The sequence below is a fragment of the Pseudomonas sp. EL_65y_Pfl2_R95 genome, assembly GCF_963971045.1.
Classification (GTDB): domain Bacteria; phylum Pseudomonadota; class Gammaproteobacteria; order Pseudomonadales; family Pseudomonadaceae; genus Aquipseudomonas.
The window spans coordinates 353,027-372,820 of the sequence record NZ_CAXAOV010000004.1; the positions used below are offsets into that span (position 1 = coordinate 353,027).

Annotated in this window: 15 protein-coding genes; 4 read left to right on the forward strand and 11 right to left on the reverse strand. The window is 55.5% G+C overall.

The annotated features are described in order from the left end of the window. Positions 1–30: 30 nt before the first annotated feature. The 6 genes from AACY09_RS15075 to glyQ form a co-directional block, all read right to left on the reverse strand. The gene (locus tag AACY09_RS15075; RefSeq protein ID WP_339489147.1) at positions 31–6,108 is read right to left on the reverse strand and encodes a type I polyketide synthase; all 6,078 of its coding nucleotides are present in this window, start codon (positions 6,106–6,108) and stop codon (positions 31–33) included. An 855-nt stretch (positions 6,109–6,963) separates the two neighbouring features. Next, positions 6,964–7,344, reverse strand: coding sequence for a hypothetical protein (locus AACY09_RS15080; RefSeq protein ID WP_339489148.1), 381 nt, complete (start codon positions 7,342–7,344; stop codon positions 6,964–6,966). Between the two features lie 443 nt (positions 7,345–7,787). Continuing rightward, entirely contained in the window at positions 7,788–8,561 is a 774-nt protein-coding gene (locus AACY09_RS15085; RefSeq protein ID WP_339489150.1) for a lysophospholipid acyltransferase family protein, read from the reverse strand. Positions 8,562–8,593: 32 nt separating this feature from the next. Next, positions 8,594–9,127 carry a D-glycero-beta-D-manno-heptose 1,7-bisphosphate 7-phosphatase gene (gmhB, locus tag AACY09_RS15090; protein ID WP_339489152.1) on the reverse strand — a complete coding sequence of 178 codons (534 nt, stop codon included), beginning with the start codon at positions 9,125–9,127 and terminating at the stop codon, positions 8,594–8,596. 78 nt (positions 9,128–9,205) lie between these two features. Further along, positions 9,206–11,260: a glycine--tRNA ligase subunit beta gene (glyS, locus tag AACY09_RS15095; RefSeq protein WP_339489154.1), complete on the reverse strand. Its 2,055-nt coding sequence runs from the start codon at positions 11,258–11,260 to the stop codon at positions 9,206–9,208. Beyond that, complete coding sequence (gene glyQ / locus AACY09_RS15100) at positions 11,257–12,204, reverse strand: glycine--tRNA ligase subunit alpha (RefSeq protein ID WP_339489155.1); 948 nt, start codon at positions 12,202–12,204, stop codon at positions 11,257–11,259. The genes glyS and glyQ overlap by 4 nt, the downstream gene beginning before the upstream one ends. An 84-nt stretch (positions 12,205–12,288) precedes the next feature. Between glyQ and AACY09_RS15105 the strand changes: the two genes are divergently transcribed. The 4 genes from AACY09_RS15105 (at position 12,289) to AACY09_RS15120 (ending at position 14,954) form a co-directional block, all read left to right on the forward strand. Further along, complete coding sequence (locus AACY09_RS15105; protein WP_339489156.1) at positions 12,289–12,843, forward strand: DNA-3-methyladenine glycosylase I; 555 nt, start codon at positions 12,289–12,291, stop codon at positions 12,841–12,843. A gap of 56 nt (positions 12,844–12,899) precedes the next feature. Further along, positions 12,900–13,787, forward strand: a complete 888-nt coding sequence (locus AACY09_RS15110) for a lysophospholipid acyltransferase (protein WP_339489157.1) — start codon at positions 12,900–12,902, stop codon at positions 13,785–13,787. A gap of 123 nt (positions 13,788–13,910) precedes the next feature. Beyond that, entirely contained in the window at positions 13,911–14,174 is a 264-nt protein-coding gene (locus AACY09_RS15115; RefSeq protein WP_339489158.1) for a PilZ domain-containing protein, read from the forward strand. A gap of 126 nt (positions 14,175–14,300) precedes the next feature. Beyond that, positions 14,301–14,954: a 7-cyano-7-deazaguanine/7-aminomethyl-7-deazaguanine transporter gene (locus AACY09_RS15120; protein ID WP_339489159.1), complete on the forward strand. Its 654-nt coding sequence runs from the start codon at positions 14,301–14,303 to the stop codon at positions 14,952–14,954. Between the two features lie 95 nt (positions 14,955–15,049). Here AACY09_RS15120 and AACY09_RS15125 read toward each other — a convergent pair whose 3' ends face one another. The 5 genes from AACY09_RS15125 to def all read right to left on the reverse strand — a co-directional run bounded on the left by AACY09_RS15125 (position 15,050) and on the right by def (position 19,667). Further along, a complete protein-coding gene (locus tag AACY09_RS15125; protein WP_339489160.1) occupies positions 15,050–15,370 on the reverse strand; it encodes a tetratricopeptide repeat protein in 321 nt (106 codons plus the stop codon). Positions 15,371–15,414: 44 nt separating this feature from the next. Further along, on the reverse strand, positions 15,415–16,788 hold the full coding sequence (gene trkA / locus AACY09_RS15130; protein ID WP_339489162.1) for a Trk system potassium transporter TrkA: 1,374 nt from the start codon (positions 16,786–16,788) through the stop codon (positions 15,415–15,417). A 12-nt stretch (positions 16,789–16,800) separates the two neighbouring features. Further along, positions 16,801–18,114, reverse strand: a complete 1,314-nt coding sequence (gene rsmB, locus AACY09_RS15135) for a 16S rRNA (cytosine(967)-C(5))-methyltransferase RsmB (protein ID WP_339489163.1) — start codon at positions 18,112–18,114, stop codon at positions 16,801–16,803. A 13-nt stretch (positions 18,115–18,127) separates the two neighbouring features. After that, positions 18,128–19,069, reverse strand: coding sequence for a methionyl-tRNA formyltransferase (gene fmt / locus AACY09_RS15140; protein ID WP_339489166.1), 942 nt, complete (start codon positions 19,067–19,069; stop codon positions 18,128–18,130). Between the two features lie 91 nt (positions 19,070–19,160). Next, the gene (gene def / locus AACY09_RS15145) at positions 19,161–19,667 is read right to left on the reverse strand and encodes a peptide deformylase (protein WP_339489381.1); all 507 of its coding nucleotides are present in this window, start codon (positions 19,665–19,667) and stop codon (positions 19,161–19,163) included. Positions 19,668–19,794: the final 127 nt, after the last annotated feature.

Below are 19,794 nucleotides of genomic sequence, written 5' to 3' on the forward strand. Positions count from 1 at the left end.
AATCCCTTAAATATCAGCTTGTTATGCACCTTAATGGTTGGCGGTGATTTGCATCAATGCACGCTCGGCAAGGTTGGCGATAGTCGCAGCACCCAGCAGTTCGATCACTGAATAACTGACGCCGAGTTGTTGTTCGAGCCGCAGTTTGATGTCGCTTGAGCTCAATGAATCAACGCCGAAGAAATCGAAGGTCAGGTCGGGCTTGAGGCGCGCAGCATCAGTTTTGAGTGTCGATGCCACAACTTCGGCAATCAGCGTTTTCAGGATTTCTCTAGCCTGCGCGGCCTCCATCTCAGCTAATGCCCTGTGCAGTTGCTCAACCAGAGAGCTATTACCGGCATTCTCCGCGCCGCTGGCCTTGATCAAGTCGAGGTAGGCTGGTGAGTTGTTCGCCATGGCTTCATAAGCTGCCCACTTGTCGAAGTGCAGCAGTTGGCTGATTGCAATCTGCGTCAGCCCTTTCGCCAGTGCCCGAGCAATCCCTTGTAAGGCTAACGCTGGGTTGATCAGGGTGATTCCGATGCGTATCAGGTGTTGGCTGATGCGCTCGTCAAGCTTGAGCATGCCAGTATCAGCAACGCCACCAAGATGAATGCTCAAGGCTGCCTGACCCTGTGATTGGCGCAGATTGGCCAGCCCATCGAGAAAACCATTGGCCGCGCAATAGTTGGCTTGACGACTATTGCCTATGAGATTGGCGATGGATGAAAACAAGACGAACTGCTCAAGCTCAATGCCGGCCTCCTGTGTTGCACAATGTAACGCCCATGCACCGCCAGCCTTGGGTTGCATCACGTTGTGGATAAGTTGCGGGTGCATGTGCTCCAGCGCTTCATCAGCCAATACACCTGCGGCGTGGTAGATGCCACAGAGTGGCTGCTGTTGACGATTGATTGTACCGATCAACGCCTTAACCTTCGCTTCATCGGCGACATCAAGGGCGTGGGCGCTGACCTGTGCCCCGAAGTCCTGCAAAGTCTGCAACAACTGTTTTGCGCCTGGAGAGTCGCCACCGTTGCGACCCACCAATGCAATATGCCCTGCTCCATTGCGTGCCAGCCATTGCGCGACCTGGCTGCCAAAGCCGCCAAATCCACCGGTCACCAAGTAAGTACCGTTACGCCGCAATACGGGCTGATCAGAAACAGCTGCTTCAAACGCTCGCGTGTCAGTGGCAACAGTCAGAATTGACCAATCAACGGGCAGACGTTGCTCATCGGTTGCCTGCAATAGCTCGCTAAAACCTAAGTCAGCTGTACGGCCTGTGTTGGGCTGCTCTGCAATGGCTGCGCACAGTGCGGCGCGATAACCGGTATTGGCATGCAGCGTCCCCAGATCATTGGGCATGCGCCGTACATGGTTGCAATGCGCCGGTACGGCAAAGGGTGACTCGTCATGACCTAGATCGATTAATTGCCCACCGCTGGCCAGGCAATAAAAACCAACCTGATGACTCCAGCTGACTAACGGAACGGCAATCAGGTCATAACCGCCGCCCTCCTCTTGGCGCGGCCAGTTGGCGAAATCCTTTGCCACCCGTGACACCAGAACCCCCGCGCTGATTAAGTGCTGACTGAGTGCATCACCCAATTCGCCTTCAATAACCAGTGCTGATTGGCCCGGTTTCAACGCCGCGGATTTAAGCAACGCGATTGCCCTTGCCGTAACAGGCGCAACCAGAGGGCTTATGGGTGTATCTGGCGCAACGGCCTCAAGGACATCCTGCAGATCATTCACACGCATGCGGTTCGCGGGCTGACTGGCCACCAAACCAACGACTCGATCGCCAGGCTTGAAACGCTTGGTGTTAGAGCCCGCGCGTGTGATGCTGCCGACTACCCCGACATGCCCGGTTGTGCCCGGTATCAGACCAAGGCTTTCGACACACAGCTCATACTCATGATCTTCCAGCTGCATGGAGGACTGTACCGTTGCGTGATAACGGCTTTGTTTGAGTGACAGTTCGATAACTTGTAGGTCACTGGCGCACGTGCTGACAACCTGCGCCGAACGTAATTGACCGCTGATTATCAGCGACGCGGCGAAACGTCTATCGCCGCGTAATGCAATCTCGTCGATCTGTTGTAGCGCTAGCGCTTCAGCCACGACTCGCTCCGCCATGCCTGTGTCCGGTTCGTTGTTGATATCAATTGCGGCAACATCGAGATTGCTTAGCTCATTACGTGCGACGCGCAGAAATCCAGCCACAGAAGTCTGATCCGGTTGCACGCTGTCATCTGGCAGCACGCGATGTGCGTTACGCGTAATGACCCGTACCGGCAGCGGACGGCGTTGGTGTGCCAGGGTTTGCAGCGTGGCCAGTAGTTGGCAGATATTTCCGGCACTTACCCTTACATCAGTCGTCGGGTTGTATTCGGCTACCACTATTGCCCGGGTGACATCGCCTAAATGGGCAAACTCAGGCACCTGTTGCCACGTGCATTGATACAGGTGGCTGGCGCTTTGTTTGGCAAAAGTTGCCAATGTTCCGGGCAGGGAATCCTCTGCGCCACCGATGATCAAAAGCGTGCTATTTGTGTCGGATTTGGCGGCCAATTCGGGCTGTTCGATCCAGCTGCGCTGATAGTCACCTTGGGGGTAACCGTCACCACTTTCGCCGCCGCTGAGTGCGCGGCAGTGCAGGCCTTCGATTCGTGCCAATAACGCGCCTTCTGTATCGCATAACTCGAAGTCACAGACCACTTGGGTGACATCTTTTTCAACTAATTGAGCCTGACAAATAATGCGTTCAGGTAAAGGGCTAAATACCTCAAGGGCCTGTACCGCCACCGGTAAATAAGCGCCATCATCAGGGTTCATCAGGGTCAGTGCGATTTGAAAGCAGCCGTCAAGAAGTGCGGGATGGAGCACATAGGCACTGGCTTTTTCACCGGCTGACTGCGGGCGTTTTAGTTTGCCGACGGCGATGCCTGCATCAAGGTTGAGCTGCACGCTTTGGATGGATTGAAAGGCGTGACCGTACTGCAGCTTCATGAGGGCTAGTTGTGTATATAGCTGTTGAGCATCGAGTTGCTTCATCTGCAACCCTTGCGGCACTTTTGTTGCCGTCGCCGGTGCGCCGGTGTAGGGGTGCAGGCTCGCTTCTGCATGGAGCAGTTGTCCCTCCGGGTTGCCTGTTTCTTTTGAGTGCAGTTGTGCGCGGTGGCTTGTGGCGTCGACTGTTACCTCGAGTTGCACCGCGCGGTTTCGGTCGATCAGCAACGCCTGATGAATATGCACGTCGCGGATACTCAGCCCCGGGCTCTGTGGCCAAAGCTGGCGTGCCTTTTCACACAAGGCTTCAAGAAATCCTGCGGCGGGCATAATCACGGAGCCGTCAATCACGTGATCGAGCAGATAGTTGAGTCGGCGCAGGTTCAGGTCGGCTCCACCTTCCAGCGCAGTCAGTGGCGCTTGCTGTTGCTCAAGGCGATCGTTAAGTTGGTACTTGGACTCGTTCCAAAGAACTTGCCGCTGCCAAGGATAGGCAGGCAAGCCCACCAAAGAACCATGGGCAATACGCGCAGGCCAGTTGATGTCTGCGCCATGAGCAAAGACCTCACCGACCGCGCGGCGAATAGCTATCTGTTCAGGTTTATTTATCCACAAGGTGGACACAATGCGCGGCGCGACATTGCGCGCACTGCATATTTCTTCAAGGGAACGGCGCAGAACCGGATGGGGCCCAACTTCGATAAACAGGGTATAACCGTCATCGATCATTGTGTTTATTGCATCGGCAAAATACACCGGATTACGCACGTTATCGCACCAATATTCGGCGTCAAATCCCAAGTGGCGACTCGGCTTTTGATTGATCAAATTCGCGGTAACGGTTGAATACAGCGGCATTGTCGTAGGTTGTGGAGTGAGACAGGTTAAAGCGCTGCGCAATTCAGGCTTGAGGGGCTCCATCATAGGGCTGTGGTAGGGAACTTCGACCTCCAGCATGCGTGCAAATATGCTGTTGCTTTCACAGTGACGGCAGATCATTTCGAGCGTCGCCCGGTCACCGGCAATGGTCAGGCTTTGCGGCGAGTTTATGGCCGCAAAGGAAACCAAGTCGGCATAGGGTTCCAGTAGTTCGCTGGCATCGGTTTCCGACATCCCCAGGGCGAGCATGCCGCCGCAGTTGGCTGTCTTGGCTTGAATCCGGCTGCGCTGGTAGCTAACGGTCAGTGCCTGCTCCAGACTCAAGGCGCCAGATGCCCAACCTGAGGCGACCTCGCCAACTGAATGACCCACCACTGCATCGGCATTGATGCCTTCCGCGTTAAGCAATGCGGTCAGGCCGATTTGAATCATCAAGTTGGCAGGTTGGGCAAACTCGGTCCGCTTGATGTTTGAGTCGGCTTCATCACGGCGCATTTCCTGCAAAATCGAAAATCCGGAGATTTGCGTGAACAGCTTGTCGGCAGCTTCAAGTGTCCCCCTGAACAGCGCACTGCTGAGCAGGAGTTCTCTGCCCATGCCCCACCATTGCGGTCCCATACCTGTGTAGACAAAGGCGATGCGTGGACTGGCATTGAAAGGACGGACACCTTCGGCAGCTTGGCATTCTTTGTTGGCCGCAAAGTCATGCAGTGCTGCTGTTATCTGCGCCTGAGTCTCGCCCCAAACCGCAACGCGGTGGCTCAGATGTGAGCGGCGTAAGCAGGTGGTGTAAAGCACGTCATCGAGCGCAGGGGCGTCGGGTTGATCCAACCGCTCGGCCAGTTGCTTGGCGCGCATTCGCAATGCGTCGGGATCACGTGCAGAGAGCGGCAGCAGCTTGAACGATGCGCTGGTCGGTGCGGCATCTATTTTGGGTGCGGGTGCCGGGTGGGCACTGACAATGACGTGAGCATTGGTACCGCCATAGCCAAACGAATTAATAGCGATACGCTGTGGCTTGCTGCGTAGACTCAGTGGCGCAGGTTTGCGAGGTAGCAGCACTTCTTTGGGGATCTGCGGATTTATGCGTTGCAGATCGGCGACCGGAGGCACGATATTATTGCGCAGCATTTCGACCGATTTGATCAGACTTGCGATACCCGCCGCAGCCTCAAGGTGGCCGATGTTGGCTTTGACCGAGCCCACGACGCAACCGCCGTCACGTCCGTAAATCTGAGCAATTGCCCGTGTTTCCAGCGGGTCTCCGATGGGTGTTCCAGTGCCATGAGCTTCAATGTAATCGATATCGCTGGCTTCTAGGCCGCTGGCATTAAGTACGCGTTGCATCAGCGCCTGTTGGGCTGCTGGGTTCGGCACCGTAATACCGCTGGTGCGCCCATCCTGATTAACCCCAGAACCTTCGATTATGGCCAGAATGTTGTCGCCGTCGCGAAGTGCATCAGCATAATTTTTAAGCACGACAACACCACCGCCCTCGCCTCGCCCATAACCATCGGCGCGGGAGTCGAAGCTTTTAGAGCGCCCATCTTTTGCCAGAAAGCGGCCCTTGGACATTGCTATTGAATATTCAGGACGCAGGATAAAGTTCACGCCGCCAACCAGCGCGACATCGCACTGCTGGCTTTGAATCGAGCTCACCGCCTGAGCCAATGCAACCATGGAAGATGAGCAGGCGGTATCAATGGACAGGCTTGGACCGCGCAAATCAAAAGCGTAAGAGATACGGTTTGAGAGCATGGTAAGCGTTGCGCCGGCCGCGCTATTGGGGCCGATAGTTTGTCGTGCACTTGGGCTGAACTGATTAAGCAGGTGGTCAACGGTAAAGCCGCCAACAAATACGCCGGTCTGCGAGCCTGCCAGGTTTTCAATAGCCAGGCCGGCGTTCTCCATTGCTTCCCAACTCAGCTCCAGCAACAGGCGCTGCTGTGGGTCGAGGGATTCAGCTTCACGGGGGGAGAAATTGAAAAAATCAGCATCGAAGGCACGAAAATCATAGTCCCGTAAAAAGTGCCCTGAACAAACGTAGGCTTTGCCGGCGGCATCATTTTCATTGAGGAATTTATTAACTGACCAGCGATCTTCAGGCACTAGGCTGACGTAGTTTTGACCGGCTAATAGGTTGTTAAAAAACAACTCAGGGGTATTCGAGCCGCCTGGGAAGCGGCAGGCAGATCCAATCAAGGCAACCGCAGTTGAGCCCGTGGAAGTTGACATGGAAGGTGATTTCAAATCCATTTAAATTAAAACTCCGATAATTAAATACTAGCAATGTGCTGTTTTGCGGCACACTGATTGGATAGTCTCAGAGAGGCGTTTGTATAAATGCCGATTTATAAATGTGTGCCAAGACCTGCTGCACATCAGTATCAAGTTAAGATTGGCAAGTTAGTTTAGTGGTGATCAAGTGGTGTTTAATAAGGACTTTATGATCTGTTGGTTGGCCTGCATATCCTGTAACCCAGCTGGAGCTCCGGTTGACAGGCTTGTGCGCAGCTCTCATAGGCAGGCTGTGTATAAGGACACCGAATTATTGTATTTAATCAGGTTGCATGAGGTTGGGGTAAGGTTAGTGTGTGATAGCCGTAATAATGATATGCAGGCAACATCATTATAAAGTCATGTAGATATATGTGCGTATGGCCACTAGTTAAGCAATAATTTATTGCTATCTAATATTAACTAGATGGCTATCTGAAATTATTGCTACTGTTTAGCCGCCATCCAAACTAATGGTTTTATCTTTGGTTTACGGTAACTATTGAGTTGAATCTACACTGCAAACTTAAGTTGAGTCATGGCGGTTAAACGGTGTGTTTTTTCGCCAGTGGCTGCTTAAACAACGATACGAAAATTGATGGAAAACAGCCGTTTAAACCAGTCGGCTTGATAAGCAGCGTCAGATTGCTGGGGATGGCAACTACCCTTTTAAAGCAGTTATCCCATACGTGGTTTGCCCATCTGCGTTTTCGTTGAAAGGGTGATGATTACCCTCAGCTGTCTGGTGAGCAGATACAGGTTGGCCCTGCGGCGGTGTCCAGACCTAGGGCCAAGTGCAGCGCTGATCGTGGTTCAGGGATAGTTGATTGTTACCATGTAAGAACCGCTTCGGATCGTCTGGCCGGATGCGTTTACCAGTAGGTACTCTTGATTATCCGCAGCGGCACTGGGTTGCCGGTTTGTGATTAATCTGGCTTTGACGCTGTTGTGATTTACCGCTACCACGTGACTGATTGGCTCAACGGGGCTGACATTGAGAACGCCTTCTCCGATCACCGTGGGACAGCCTTGCAGCTTTAGGGTGAGGTTTGCAGAAACGACAGCGCTGCAGGGTGGTTCTAGAATCGCGCCACGAATTTGAATGACCCCCGCCATGGGCGACTCGCTCACCGAGCACAGGCCAACGAGAACAACGAACAGAGACAGACCCATTACTGCTTGGCTACCGTTCATCTCAGCTACTCCTTATAGATATAAGAAGTCCTTCGTCAGCTAAAACAAAATCTTTAGATAAATTTAAAATCCAATTACTGACCCTGCCCAGCGCCTCGTTGAAGTTGATGCCCGGCGTTACGCCGAGCCTAGGGTTCTTCGGCTACTGAATCAGCTACCCTTTGTTTGGCACCAAGGCCTCTGAAACGGGGCACTTCGCCATCAGACCCTGTATCTTTAGCGCACCGTTACGGCGAGGCGAGACACCAATAATTGGACGGTTTGAACGAGTTTTTCGCGATTATCGGTGCTAACCGCACCTGTAAAAACTAGTCTAAAGATAGGGCTTTGTTGCCCCTGGCATAACGAGGCGTTACGGCCATCTGGAGCGACCGCTCAAACTTGCAAGAGCGGTGCTAACTCCACCGTCAGCCTGTACTGGCGACAGTAGGCTGAATGTGGGTTCAAGCCTGCTCTACAGGGTTTGCAACAGGTTGGTCATCTTTCAAACAGCCGATATCACGCTGCGCCTGACTAACCCAGGCGAAAGCCCGGTCGTTGAGCTCGGCTATGGCGCGGGGGCCCGTGCCTTCGGCGTACATGGGGGCGCCAATGACCACCTGAATGGTGCCTGGTTTTTTGCCCCAGCCTTCTTTTGGCCAGTATTTACCGGCGTCATGGGCAATAGGTAGCACCGGCAAGTTGGCGTTAACGGCAAGGGAGGTGCCGCCGCGTGAGAACTTGCCAATTTGCCCAGTTGGAATGCGCGTGCCTTCAGGGAACACCAGCACCCAGCAGCCGAGCTTCAGGCGCTCATGACCCTGTTTTGCAAGCTGCTTGAGGGCCGCTTTAGGGTTGCTGCGGTCGATGGCGATAGGCTTGAGCATGGCCATTGCCCAACCAAAGAACGGCACATACAGCAGCTCACGTTTTAGCACTTGGCTGAGCGGCTCGAACAAGGCTGAAAGGAAGAAGGTTTCCCAAGTGCTTTGGTGCTTGGACAGAATTACACACGGCGTATCCGGGATATTCTCGAGACCTTTAACCTGGTATTTAATGCCGACCATTGCACCCGTTAGCCAAACCGCGAAACGGCACCAGTTCTGGTTAACGAAACGATAGCGGGCGCGAAACGGCAGGAAAGGCACGATGAAAAAACTCAGGGTGCACCAGAGCAACGAACTGGTCGCCAGCAAGATGTAGAAGAAGAAAATGTTGATGGCCCGCAGTGTCGACATAAGTGCATTTACCGTCGCGGGCAAGCCGCGCTTTATTGATTAAGTAGTTGTTCAGCAACTGCTGCCAGATCTTCGAATATCAAGGTATTGGCTGGCAATCCTTTGGCCAGTGTGCGCTCGCCTTTGCCGGTTTTTACTAACACTGGCTGACAATCGACGGTTGTGGCCGCTTGCAGGTCACCACTGCTGTCCCCTACAAACCATACGCCCTTTAGTTCTACCGCATAATGCGCGGCAATGCTGTGGAGCATTCCGGGTTTTGGCTTGCGGCAGGCGCAGCCTTCATCGGGGCCGTGGGGACAATACAGGATCAGGCCGATTTCGCCGCCCTCCCCGGCAACTAGTTGGCGCATGCGCTGGTGCATGGCTTCAAGTTCAGCCACACCGTAGTAACCGCGACCAATGCCAGATTGGTTGGTGGCCACCGCGATGGTCCAGCCCGCTTTGGAGAGGTCGGCAATCGCGGTGATTGAGCTGGGGATGGGAATCCACTCATCAACGGATTTGATGTAGGCGTCGGAGTCATGATTGATCACCCCGTCGCGGTCTAGAATCAGTAGCTTCATGGCGCGTCTCTCAGGTGTTTACAGCGTCACCACGCGGCATGGCTGCCAAGGCAACCGCTACCGCGTGGTTAACATGCGTCAGCTCAGGGCCGAGATGTCCGCAACACCGAGGAACAAACCACGCAGCTTAGCCAGCAAGGCATAGCGGTTGGCCCGTACATTGGCGTCTTCAGCGTTGACCAATACGGTCTCGAAGAAGCTGTCTACCGGGGTGCGCAGCGTCGCCAGTTTGGCTAGGGCTTCGTTGTACATGCGCGCTTCGGCCAAGGGCTGCACGGCCTGCTCCGCCTGCTGAATCGCCGCGTTAAGGGCGAACTCGCTGGGGGTGTCGAAGTAATGTGCAGCAATGCTTTTGGCAATGTTGCCATCGGCTTTGCTGAGCAAGTTCGATACCCGCTTGTTGGCTGCAGCCAGTGCTTCAGCCTCAGGCAACTTACGGAACGCTTGTACCGCTTGTACACGTTGATCGAAGTCGAGTGGCGAGACCGGGTTTACCGCGCGAACGGCTTGGTAAACCGCGACATCAACTCCTTGATCTTCATAGCGTGCACGCAGGCGGTCGAAGATGAATTCCTGCACCTGGGTCGTGAGACCGGCCGGTTTGATTTTGCCGCCGAACTGCTTGATCGCAAACTCGACAGCTTCGGTCACATCCAGCTCAAGCTGCTTCTCGATCAGGATACGCAGCACACCCAATGCGGCTCGACGCAAGGCGTAAGGGTCTTTGCTCCCGGTTGGCAGCATGCCGATGCCGAAGATGCCGACCAAGGTGTCGAGCTTGTCAGCCAGCGCAACCGCAGCGCCCGTCAGCGTGCTTGGCAGTTCAGCGCCAGCGCCGCGCGGCATATATTGCTCGTTCAGGGCCAGGGCTACGTCTTGCTCTTCGCCATCATGCTGGGCGTAGTAGTAGCCGGCGATACCCTGCATTTCCGGGAACTCGCCGACCATTTCACTGGCCAGATCGCACTTCGATAACAAGCCCGCACGGCCCGCGCGCTTGGCGTCGCCACCGATTTTTTCCGCAATGAATGCCGCCAGCGCCGATACCCGTTGGGCTTTGTCGTAGACCGAACCCAGCTGGGCCTGGAATACCACGTTAGCCAGACGCTGGTTAAAGGTTTCGAGCTTTTGCTTTTTGTCTTGCTTGAAGAAGAATTCAGCATCGGTCAGACGTGGACGCACCACCTTCTCGTTACCCGAAATGATTTGCGCCGGGTCTTTGCTTTCAACGTTGGCCACGGTGATAAAGCGCGGCAGCAACTTGCCTTCCGCATTCAGCAGGCAGAAGTATTTCTGGTTGTCCTGCATGGTGGTGATCAGTGCTTCTTGCGGCACTTCGAGGAAACGTTCTTCAAAGGAGCACACCAGCGGTACCGGCCACTCAACCAAGCCACTGACCTCGTCAAGCAGCGCCGGCGGTACGATCGCTGTGCCGTTTTGCTCTGCAGCGAGTTGTTCAACCCGCTTGCTGATCTGCTCGCGACGCTCTGCAAAGTCAGCGATTACATAGGCTTTGCGCAGGTCTTCGGCATAGTTTGCCGGTGCACTGATGGTAACTTCGCTGTTGTGATGGAAGCGGTGACCACGGGAAGTGCGCCCGGCGGTTTGTGCCAGGATCTCGCAATCGAGCACGCTGTCGCCGAACAGCATTACCAGCCATTGGCTAGGACGTACAAACTCGGTACGCCGTGCGCCCCAGCGCATGCGCTTAGGCACCGGCAATTCGTTGAGCGAGGTTTCGACAATCTCAGGCAGCAGGTGCGCGGCTTGTTTGCCGGCAATGGTCTGACTGAAACGCAGCTTTGGACCGCTGGCGTCGATCTCGGACAGGTCAACGCAGCACTTGTTAGCGAAGCCCAGCGCAGCCTGGGTTGGATTACCTTCGGCGTCGAACGCTGCTTTAACCGGCGGGCCGTCGAGGTTCATAACGCGATCAGGTTGCTCGGTGTCGAGCTGCTCAACCAGTACCGCCAAACGGCGCGGGGCGGCGTAGTAACGGGCTTTGGCGTAGTTCAGGCCAGCTGCCTTGAGGCCCTTTTCAACCCCGGCGAGAAACGACTCGCCCAAGGTTTTCAGTGCTTTTGGCGGCAGCTCTTCGGTGCCCAGTTCTACCAGAAAGTCTTGTGCACTCATTCTGCAGCCTCCAGCTTAGCCAGTACTTCATCACGCAATTCAGGGGTGGCGAGCGGGAAACCGAGTTTGGCCCGAGCTTGCAGGTAGCTTTGGGCAACGGCGCGAGCCAGTGCGCGTACCCGCAAAATGTACTGCTGACGCGCAGTCACCGAGATTGCCCGGCGCGCATCAAGCAAGTTGAAGGTGTGCGAAGCCTTGAGCACCATTTCGTAGGTCGGCAGCGGCAACTCAAGTTCGATCAGACGGTTGGCTTCCGATTCATAGAAGTCGAACAGCTCAAACAGCTTCTCAACGTTGGCGTGCTCGAAGTTATAGGTCGATTGTTCAACTTCGTTCTGATGGAACACATCGCCATAGGTAACCTTGCCGAACGGGCCATCGGCCCAGACCAGGTCATACACAGAATCAACGCCCTGAATGTACATCGCCAGACGCTCAAGACCGTAAGTGATCTCGCCCGTCACCGGATAACTTTCAAGGCCGCCGACTTGCTGGAAGTATGTGAACTGGGTGACTTCCATACCGTTCAGCCAGATTTCCCAGCCCAGACCCCAGGCGCCCAGTGTAGGCGATTCCCAGTTGTCTTCAACGAAGCGAATATCGTGCACCAGCGGGTCAATACCAATGGCTTGCAGCGAACCCAGGTACAGCTCCTGGAAGTTTTCCGGGTTGGGCTTCAATACCACCTGAAACTGGTAATAATGCTGCAAGCGGTTCGGGTTTTCCCCGTAACGGCCATCTGCCGGACGGCGGCTGGGCTGTACGTAGGCGGCGTTCCAGGTCTCGGGACCGATGGCGCGCAAGAATGTAGCGGTGTGGAAAGTGCCAGCACCGACTTCCATATCGTATGGCTGCAACACAACGCAGCCCTGCTCAGCCCAGTATTTCTGCAGGGCGAGAATCAAATCTTGGAAGGTGCGCACGGCAGGCGTAGTCTGGCTCACGAAAAATTCACCTGTTTTGGCTGCGACAGAAAGGGCGGGAGTATACCGCAAACCGCGTAGCCTAGACCTGCTAGGGATTGCCTTATGACTCGTTGTTTCTGGTGTTCTGAAGATCCGTTGTACATGGCTTACCACGATGAAGAATGGGGTGTGCCCCTAACAGACCCCGATAAACTCTTCGAGTTGCTGATGCTTGAGGGTTTTCAGGCCGGTTTATCGTGGATTACCGTGCTGAAAAAACGCGAGCGTTACCGCCAGGTGCTGCATGGCTTTGACGTGAAGCGTTTGGCCGAGCTGAGCGACGACGAGATCGAAGCGTTGATGCAAGACCCCGGTATTGTGCGCAACCGACTTAAGCTCAAGGCCGTACGTCAGAATGCTTTGGCATGGCTGAAGCTCGATGACCCGGTTAAGTACCTGTGGTCTTTCGTTGACGGCGAGCCACTGATCAATCATTTCAGCGAACGTGGTCAGGTTCCGGCCATCACGCCGCAGGCCGAAGCCATGAGCAAAGCGCTGAAAAAAGCCGGGTTCAATTTTGTCGGGCCAACCATTTGCTACGCCTTTATGCAGGCCAGCGGCATGGTGATGGACCACACGACAAACTGCTTCCGTTACCGCGAGTTGGTTAAAGGCTGAACCGCGGATAAGCCTAGGCAGGTACAATAGCTGTTTTGACCTCTGGGGACTGGCCTGTGGAGAAGTTCAAAGGTGCACTGGTAGTGGGCTTTCTACGCCTGTTTGCATTGCTGCCATGGCGTGCTGTGCAAGCGACGGGTGCGGCAATCGGCTGGCTGATGTACAAGCTGCCCAATGGTTCGCGTGAGGTCGCCAGCACTAATTTGAAAAAGTGCTTCCCGGAACTGGATGACTCTGCCCACCAGAAATTACTGGCTGACGCGCTGAAGGGCATCAGCCAAACCCTGACAGAAAGCGCCTGTGCCTGGATCTGGCCGGCACAGAAATCCCTCGGTTTGATCCGTGAGGTCGAAGGCCTTGAGGTGCTTGAACAGGCTCTGGCCTCGGGCAAGGGCGTGGTCGGAATCACTAGCCACCTGGGCAACTGGGAAGTGCTCAATCACTTCTACTGCTCACAGTGCAAACCGATCATCTTCTACCGCCCGCCCAAGCTCAAGGCGGTGGATGACCTGCTGCAAAAGCAACGGGTGCAGATGGGCAATCGGGTCGCCGCGTCGACCAAAGAAGGCATTCTCAGCGTGATCAAAGAAGTGCGTAAAGGCGGATCAGTCGGCATTCCAGCCGATCCTGAGCCAAGCCTTTCCAGCGGTGTCTTTGTTCCGTTTTTAGGCACTGTGGCCCTGACCAGCAAATTTGTACCGAGCATGCTGACCGGCGGCAAAGCGGTGGGTGTGTTTTTGCACGCTTTACGTCTTGAGGACGGCAGCGGCTACAAGGTGATTCTCGAAGCAGCGCCAGAAGCCATGTACAGCGCCGATATTGCGGTCGGTGTGGCAGCGATGAGCGACGTAATTGGCCGTTATGTGCGGGCTTATCCAAGCCAATATATGTGGACCATGAAGCGCTTTAAGAAACGCCCTGAGGGCGAGGCCAAGTGGTACTAGTTAACCTTCAATGATGGTGACAAGGCGCGGTGTTGAGCGCCTTTTAACTTTGGGGCTGGGCCTTAGCGCGCTTTTAGTCTATTAAGAAGGGCGAACATATTTAATCAGAGGGTCGCCAGAGTCATGTCAAACAACCGTCAGCATCCGCGTACCACGATGAAGTGCATGATCAAAATCAGTCGTCCAGGTTTTGCAGATGTCGTCGCGCAGACTCGAGACCTCTCTGATGGCGGTGTCTATGTGAAGCATGAAGATTTAAGCTGTTTAAAGCTCGGCGACCAGGTAACCGGTCAGGTGCAAGGCATGCCCATTGAAGCCCCCATTTTGCAGATGATCGTCACCCGGGTAGACGCCGAAGGCGTGGGCCTGCGCTTCGTCACTGAGTGACCAACTGTCAGTTAGTCGTTTAAAACCTATCTTGTGAGTCAAGTATTGGCTAAAATGCGGCGCGCTGCTTAGCTGCAGCTTTACCGAAATGGGTTCCCTCACCCCATAAAACTTAAAAAGGCTCACATGCGCACGACTCTGACTTCGATCCGCCGACCGGCTTTGGTTACGCTGATCGCGTTTCATATCCTGATTATCATCGCCAGTAACTACTTGGTGCAGTTGCCGATTACCCTGTTCGGTTGGCACACCACGTGGGGCGCATTCAGCTTCCCGTTTATCTTTCTCGCCACCGATCTGACGGTGCGTCTTTTGGGTAAAGCCCCGGCGCGCAAGGTTATTGCCCGAGTGATGTTGCCGGCGCTGGTGGCTTCATACGGGGTGTCTGTGCTGTTTAAAGATGGCACTTTTTCAGGTTTTGCCGCATTGCAGGAGTTCAACGTCTTCGTCGGCCGCATTGCCTTGGCCAGCTTCTGCGCCTATGTACTGGGGCAACTGCTGGATATCCAGGTGTTTGACCGCATGCGCCGCTTACGTCAGTGGTGGGTCGCGCCCACGGCCTCGACGATTCTGGGTAACCTGCTCGACACCTTTGTGTTTTTCTCAATCGCCTTTTGGCAAAGCAGCGACCCCTTTATGGCTGAGCACTGGGTTGAGATCGCCAGCGTCGACTACGCCATCAAGCTGACCGTAAGCCTGGTGCTGTTTGTGCCGCTCTACGGTGTATTGCTTGGTGCAATTGCCCGCTTGCTCGAAGGGCGCGCAGCGCCAGCGCATTAAGTCAGTGGGTCAGTAAAAAGCCCGGCTTGAGTGAAATCTCGCCGGGATTTTTGTTAGCTGCGTCTTACTGTTGAGACGGGCTGTTTGGCATGAGCTTACGGCTGGTTGTTGAGCTTATCCAGCTTGCGCAGGAACACGTTCATTTCCTTCTCGGCCTGCTTGTCGCCATGGGCCTGTGCAGCGGCCACACCCTGTTCCCAAGCGTTGCGCGCTGCATCAGGTTGTCCAGTGTCGAGCAGTGCCTTGCCCAGTAGTTTCCATGCGGCGGAATACTTGGGATCAAGCTCGACACAGCGCTGGAAATGCTCCGCGGCGATGGTTGAGTCACCAGCATCCAGATAACCCTTGCCCAGGCCGAAGCGCAGCAAGGCGTTATCCACACCCTTGGCCAGCATTTTTTCCAATGACTCAAGCATACGACCTCCAGCCGTCAGAATGGGTTATCCACAGGTCCGGACGGTTAGAAAAAGGTCAGTCCGACTTGGAACAGGCTTTCGGCATCGCGGATGTACTTTTTGTCGACCAGGAACAGAATCACATGGTCGCCGCTCTGGATTATGGTGTTGTCGTGGGCGATCAGCACTTCTTCGTCGCGAATCACGGCACCAATAGTGGTGCCGGGTGGCAGGTTGATCTTGCCGATCTCGCGGCCCACCACTTTGCTCGATTTGGCATCACCGTGGGCAATCATTTCAATCGCTTCAGCCGCACCACGGCGCAGTGAATGCACGCTTTCGATGTCACCACGGCGTACGTGGGTGAGCAAGGTGCCGATGGTTGCCAACTGCGGGCTGATGGCGATATCGATGTCACCGCCCTGCACCAAATCCACATAAGCCGGGTTGTTGATGATGGTCATCACCTTGCGCGCGCCCATGCGCTTGGCCAGCAATGACGACATGATGTTGGCTTCGTCATCGTTGGTCAGGGCGAGGAAGATATCGGCATCATTGATATTTTCTTCGACCAGCAAATCACGGTCCGAGGCGCTGCCCTGCAGGACGATGGTGCTGTCCAGGGTTTCCGAGAGGTAGCGGCAACGCGCCGGGTTCATCTCGATGATCTTGACCTGATAGCGGCTTTCGATGGCTTCGGCCAGGCGCTCGCCAATATGACCACCGCCGGCAATGACGATCTTCTTGTAGCTGTCTTCAAGGCGGCGCATTTCGCTCATGACCGCGCGGATGTGCGCTTTGGCAGCGATGAAAAACACCTCATCGTCGGCTTCGATCACCGTATCGCCTTTGGGCATGATCGGCCGATTACGGCGGAAAATTGCAGCAACTCGGGTGTCGACGTTGGGCATATGCTCGCGCAACTGGCGCAGTTGCTGGCCCACCAGCGGGCCGCCGTAATAGGCTTTAACCGCCACCAACTGAGCTTTGCCCTCGGCGAAGTCAATAACCTGCAGCGCGCCCGGATACTCGATCAGGCGTTTGATGTAGTTGGTCACCACCTGCTCAGGGCTGATGAGCACATCAACCGGAATCGCTTCGTTGTCGAACAGGCCGCTGCGGGTCAGGTACGCCGCTTCGCGCACCCGGGCGATTTTGGTCGGGGTGTGGAACAGGGTGTAGGCGACCTGACAGGCGATCATGTTGATCTCGTCGCTGTTGGTTACGGCCACGAGCATGTCGGCGTCCTCGGCGCCGGCTTGGCGCAGGACGGTCGGGAATGAGCCACGGCCTTGTACGGTGCGGATATCCAAGCGATCACCGAGATCGCGCAAGCGATCGCCATCGGTGTCGACCACTGTGATGTCGTTAGCTTCGCTGGCCAAGTGTTCTGCCAGCGTGCCGCCAACTTGCCCGGCACCAAGAATGATGATTTTCATCCGATTCCTTCCTCAGCCGCGGGGTGTCGCGGCGATCTTGATCAGCTTGGCATAGTAAAAACCGTCATGACCATCTTCTTCTGCAAGCAATTGACGGCCATGGGGTTGTGGCAGGCCAAACGGCCCGGCAATGTCGAGTTCGCGTGCGCCCGGGGTGCGCGCCAAAAAGGCGTCTATCACTTCGGTGTTTTCAGTCGGTAAGGTCGAGCACGTCGCGTATAGCATGATGCCGCCAACTGCGAGGGTTGGCCACAGTGCATCCAATAGTTCGCCCTGCAGCTCGGCCAGCGCTGGAATATCTTCAGGCTGGCGGGCAATTTTAATGTCAGGGTGACGGCGGATAACGCCGGTCGCTGAACAGGGAGCGTCGAGCAGAATGCGCTGGAATGGCTGGCCATCCCACCACTTATCCACAGCCCTGCCATCGGCGGCGATCAATTCGGCCTCCAGCTTTAACCGCGCCAGATTTTCGCGTACCCGTACCAGTCGTTTAGGCTCCAGATCAATTGCCACTACGCCGGCCAGTTCTGGCTCTGCTTCGAGAATGTGGCAAGTTTTGCCACCCGGCGCACAGCAGGCATCAAGCACCCGTTGGCCCGGGGCAAGTTCGAGCAAATCGGCGGCTAATTGGGCGGCTTCGTCTTGCACGCTCAGCCGGCCTTCAGCGAAACCGGGCAGCGTGGTGACGTCGCGAGCTTGAATCAGGCGGATGCCATAACGGCTGAAGCGACAAGCAGCGGCTTCAATACCGGCGGCTGTCAGTTCTTGCAGGTAAGCATCACGGCTGCCGTGGCGACGATTGACCCGCAGGATCAACGGCGGATGGGCGTTATTGGCGGCGCAGATGGCTTCCCAATGTTCGGGCCAGAAGGCTTTCAATGATTTTTGCAGCCAGCGCGGATGGGCGGTGCGCACCATGGGGTCGTTTTGCATCTCGGCCAGCAGCGGTTCGGCCTCGCGCTGGGCGCGGCGCATCACGGCGTTGAGCAGGCCTTTGGCCCAAGGCTTTTTCAGCTTGTCGGCGCAGCCTACGGTTTCACCCAGCGCAGCATGTGCCGGAATCCGCGTGTAGAGCAGCTGATAAAGCCCTACCAGCAGCAGGGCTTCGACGTCTTTATCCGCCGCCTTGAAGGGCTTTTGCAGGAGTTTTTCGGCCAGTGCCGACAAGCGCGGCTGCCAACGGGCTGCGCCGAATGCCAGCTCTTGCGTAAGACCGCGATCGCGGGGCTCAACCTTATCCAGTTGCGGTGGCAGGCTGCTGCCTAATGAGGCTTTACCTGAGAGCACCGCACTTAAAGCTTTGGCGGCGGCAAGACGCGGATTCATCGGCTGATCCTCATCAAACCAGCACCACGCCGAGGCCAAACTGTTCGCGTCGGCTGTTATACAGGTCGGCGAAGTTGAGTGCCTTGCCGCCTGGCAATTGCACGCGAGTGAGCAGTAACGCGCCTGTTCCACAGGCGACTGTCAGGCCCTGTTTAGTCGCGTCGAGAATCGTCCCCGGCGCACCCTTGCCCTCGCAGCACTCGGCACCGAGGATCTTGATGGGCGCCTCATTGAGCGTGCTGTGGCAGATTGGGGTCGGATTAAACGCGCGGATCAAGCGCTGCAACTCATCAGCCGGGCGGGTCCAGTCGATACGCGCCTGCTCTTTGTTGAGCTTGTGTGCGTACGTGGCCAGGCTGTCATCTTGCACTTCGCCGATCAGGGTGCCTGCAGCCAAGCCGTTAACGGCTTCAATCACGGCATTGGGGCCAAGGCTGGCCAAGCGATCATGCAAACTGCCGCCGGTATCATCGGGATTAATCGCGGTGTGCACCTTAAGCAGCATTGGGCCGGTATCAAGCCCAGCCTCCATTTGCATCACGGTCACCCCGGATTCGGCATCGCCGGCTTCGATGGCCCGCTGGATCGGTGCGGCGCCCCGCCAGCGTGGTAATAAGGAGGCGTGGCTGTTGATACAGCCCAGGCGCGGGGTATCGAGCACCACTTGCGGCAAGATCAAGCCGTAAGCCACCACCACCATCAAGTCGGCATCAAGCGTTGCCAATTCGGCTTGAGCATCGCTGTCACGCAGAGTTTGTGGCTGATAGACCGGTATCTCATGTTGTAAAGCGACTTGCTTGGCTGCACTCGGCATCAGCTTTTGCCCACGGCCGGAAGGGCGATCAGGCTGGGTATACACAGCGATCACCTGATGTTGAGTGCCCAGCAGGGCTTTGAGGTGCTCAGCGGCAAATTCCGGGGTGCCAGCAAAAATAATGCGTAAAGAGTCAGTCATGGGTTCTCGCTAAACTCAGGCGTGGGGATAATCGCCCTCGCCTGCTGCAAATAAAAAAGGCTTGCCGCGGCAAGCCTTTGAAAGTCATCGATCAAGCCTGCTGGCGGTGCTGCTTTTCCAGCTTCTTTTTAATCCGGTCACGCTTAAGCGTAGACAGGTAATCGACAAACAGCTTGCCATTAAGGTGGTCGCACTCGTGCTGAATGCACACCGCGAGCAAGCCTTCGGCAATCAGCTCATAAGGTTTGCCGTCGCGATCAAGCGCTTTGACCTTAACTTTTTGCGGGCGGTCGACATTTTCGTAAAAACCGGGGACCGAGAGGCAGCCTTCTTGATATTGGTCCATTTCTTCGGTCAGCGACTCGAACTCAGGGTTAATGAAAACCCGTGGTTCAGAGCGATCTTCAGACAGGTCCATAACCACCAAACGCTTATGAACATTGACTTGCGTGGCAGCAAGACCGATGCCCGGCGCTTCGTACATGGTTTCAAACATGTCGTCGATTAGCTGGCGCAAATCGTCATCGACTACGTCCACTGGCTTAGCAATGGTGCGTAAACGTGGATCAGGAAATTCGAGGATGTTTAATATCGCCATATGCGTTGTGTGATGCACTTGTGGAATAAAGTCAAAATCCGCTGCTAAGATGATGAGCAGCATGGGAAAGCGGTCTTACCAGGCTGTGTGAAAACTACTGCGCTCGACAATACAGCGTTATAAACAG

Excerpts from the sequence above, each read along its gene's own strand:
- AACY09_RS15075 (WP_339489147.1), bottom strand. The coding sequence starts at position 6,108 with ATGTCAACTTCCACGGGCTCAACTGCGGTTGCCTTGATTGGATCTGCC.
- AACY09_RS15080 (WP_339489148.1), bottom strand. The coding sequence starts at position 7,344 with ATGAACGGTAGCCAAGCAGTAATGGGTCTGTCTCTGTTCGTTGTTCTC.
- AACY09_RS15085 (WP_339489150.1), bottom strand. The coding sequence starts at position 8,561 with ATGTCGACACTGCGGGCCATCAACATTTTCTTCTTCTACATCTTGCTG.
- gmhB (WP_339489152.1), bottom strand. The coding sequence starts at position 9,127 with ATGAAGCTACTGATTCTAGACCGCGACGGGGTGATCAATCATGACTCC.
- glyS (WP_339489154.1), bottom strand. The coding sequence starts at position 11,260 with ATGAGTGCACAAGACTTTCTGGTAGAACTGGGCACCGAAGAGCTGCCG.
- AACY09_RS15105 (WP_339489156.1), top strand. The coding sequence starts at position 12,289 with ATGACTCGTTGTTTCTGGTGTTCTGAAGATCCGTTGTACATGGCTTAC.
- AACY09_RS15115 (WP_339489158.1), top strand. The coding sequence starts at position 13,911 with ATGTCAAACAACCGTCAGCATCCGCGTACCACGATGAAGTGCATGATC.
- AACY09_RS15120 (WP_339489159.1), top strand. The coding sequence starts at position 14,301 with ATGCGCACGACTCTGACTTCGATCCGCCGACCGGCTTTGGTTACGCTG.
- AACY09_RS15125 (WP_339489160.1), bottom strand. The coding sequence starts at position 15,370 with ATGCTTGAGTCATTGGAAAAAATGCTGGCCAAGGGTGTGGATAACGCC.
- trkA (WP_339489162.1), bottom strand. The coding sequence starts at position 16,788 with ATGAAAATCATCATTCTTGGTGCCGGGCAAGTTGGCGGCACGCTGGCA.
- rsmB (WP_339489163.1), bottom strand. The coding sequence starts at position 18,114 with ATGAATCCGCGTCTTGCCGCCGCCAAAGCTTTAAGTGCGGTGCTCTCA.
- fmt (WP_339489166.1), bottom strand. The coding sequence starts at position 19,069 with ATGACTGACTCTTTACGCATTATTTTTGCTGGCACCCCGGAATTTGCC.
- def (WP_339489381.1), bottom strand. The coding sequence starts at position 19,667 with ATGGCGATATTAAACATCCTCGAATTTCCTGATCCACGTTTACGCACC.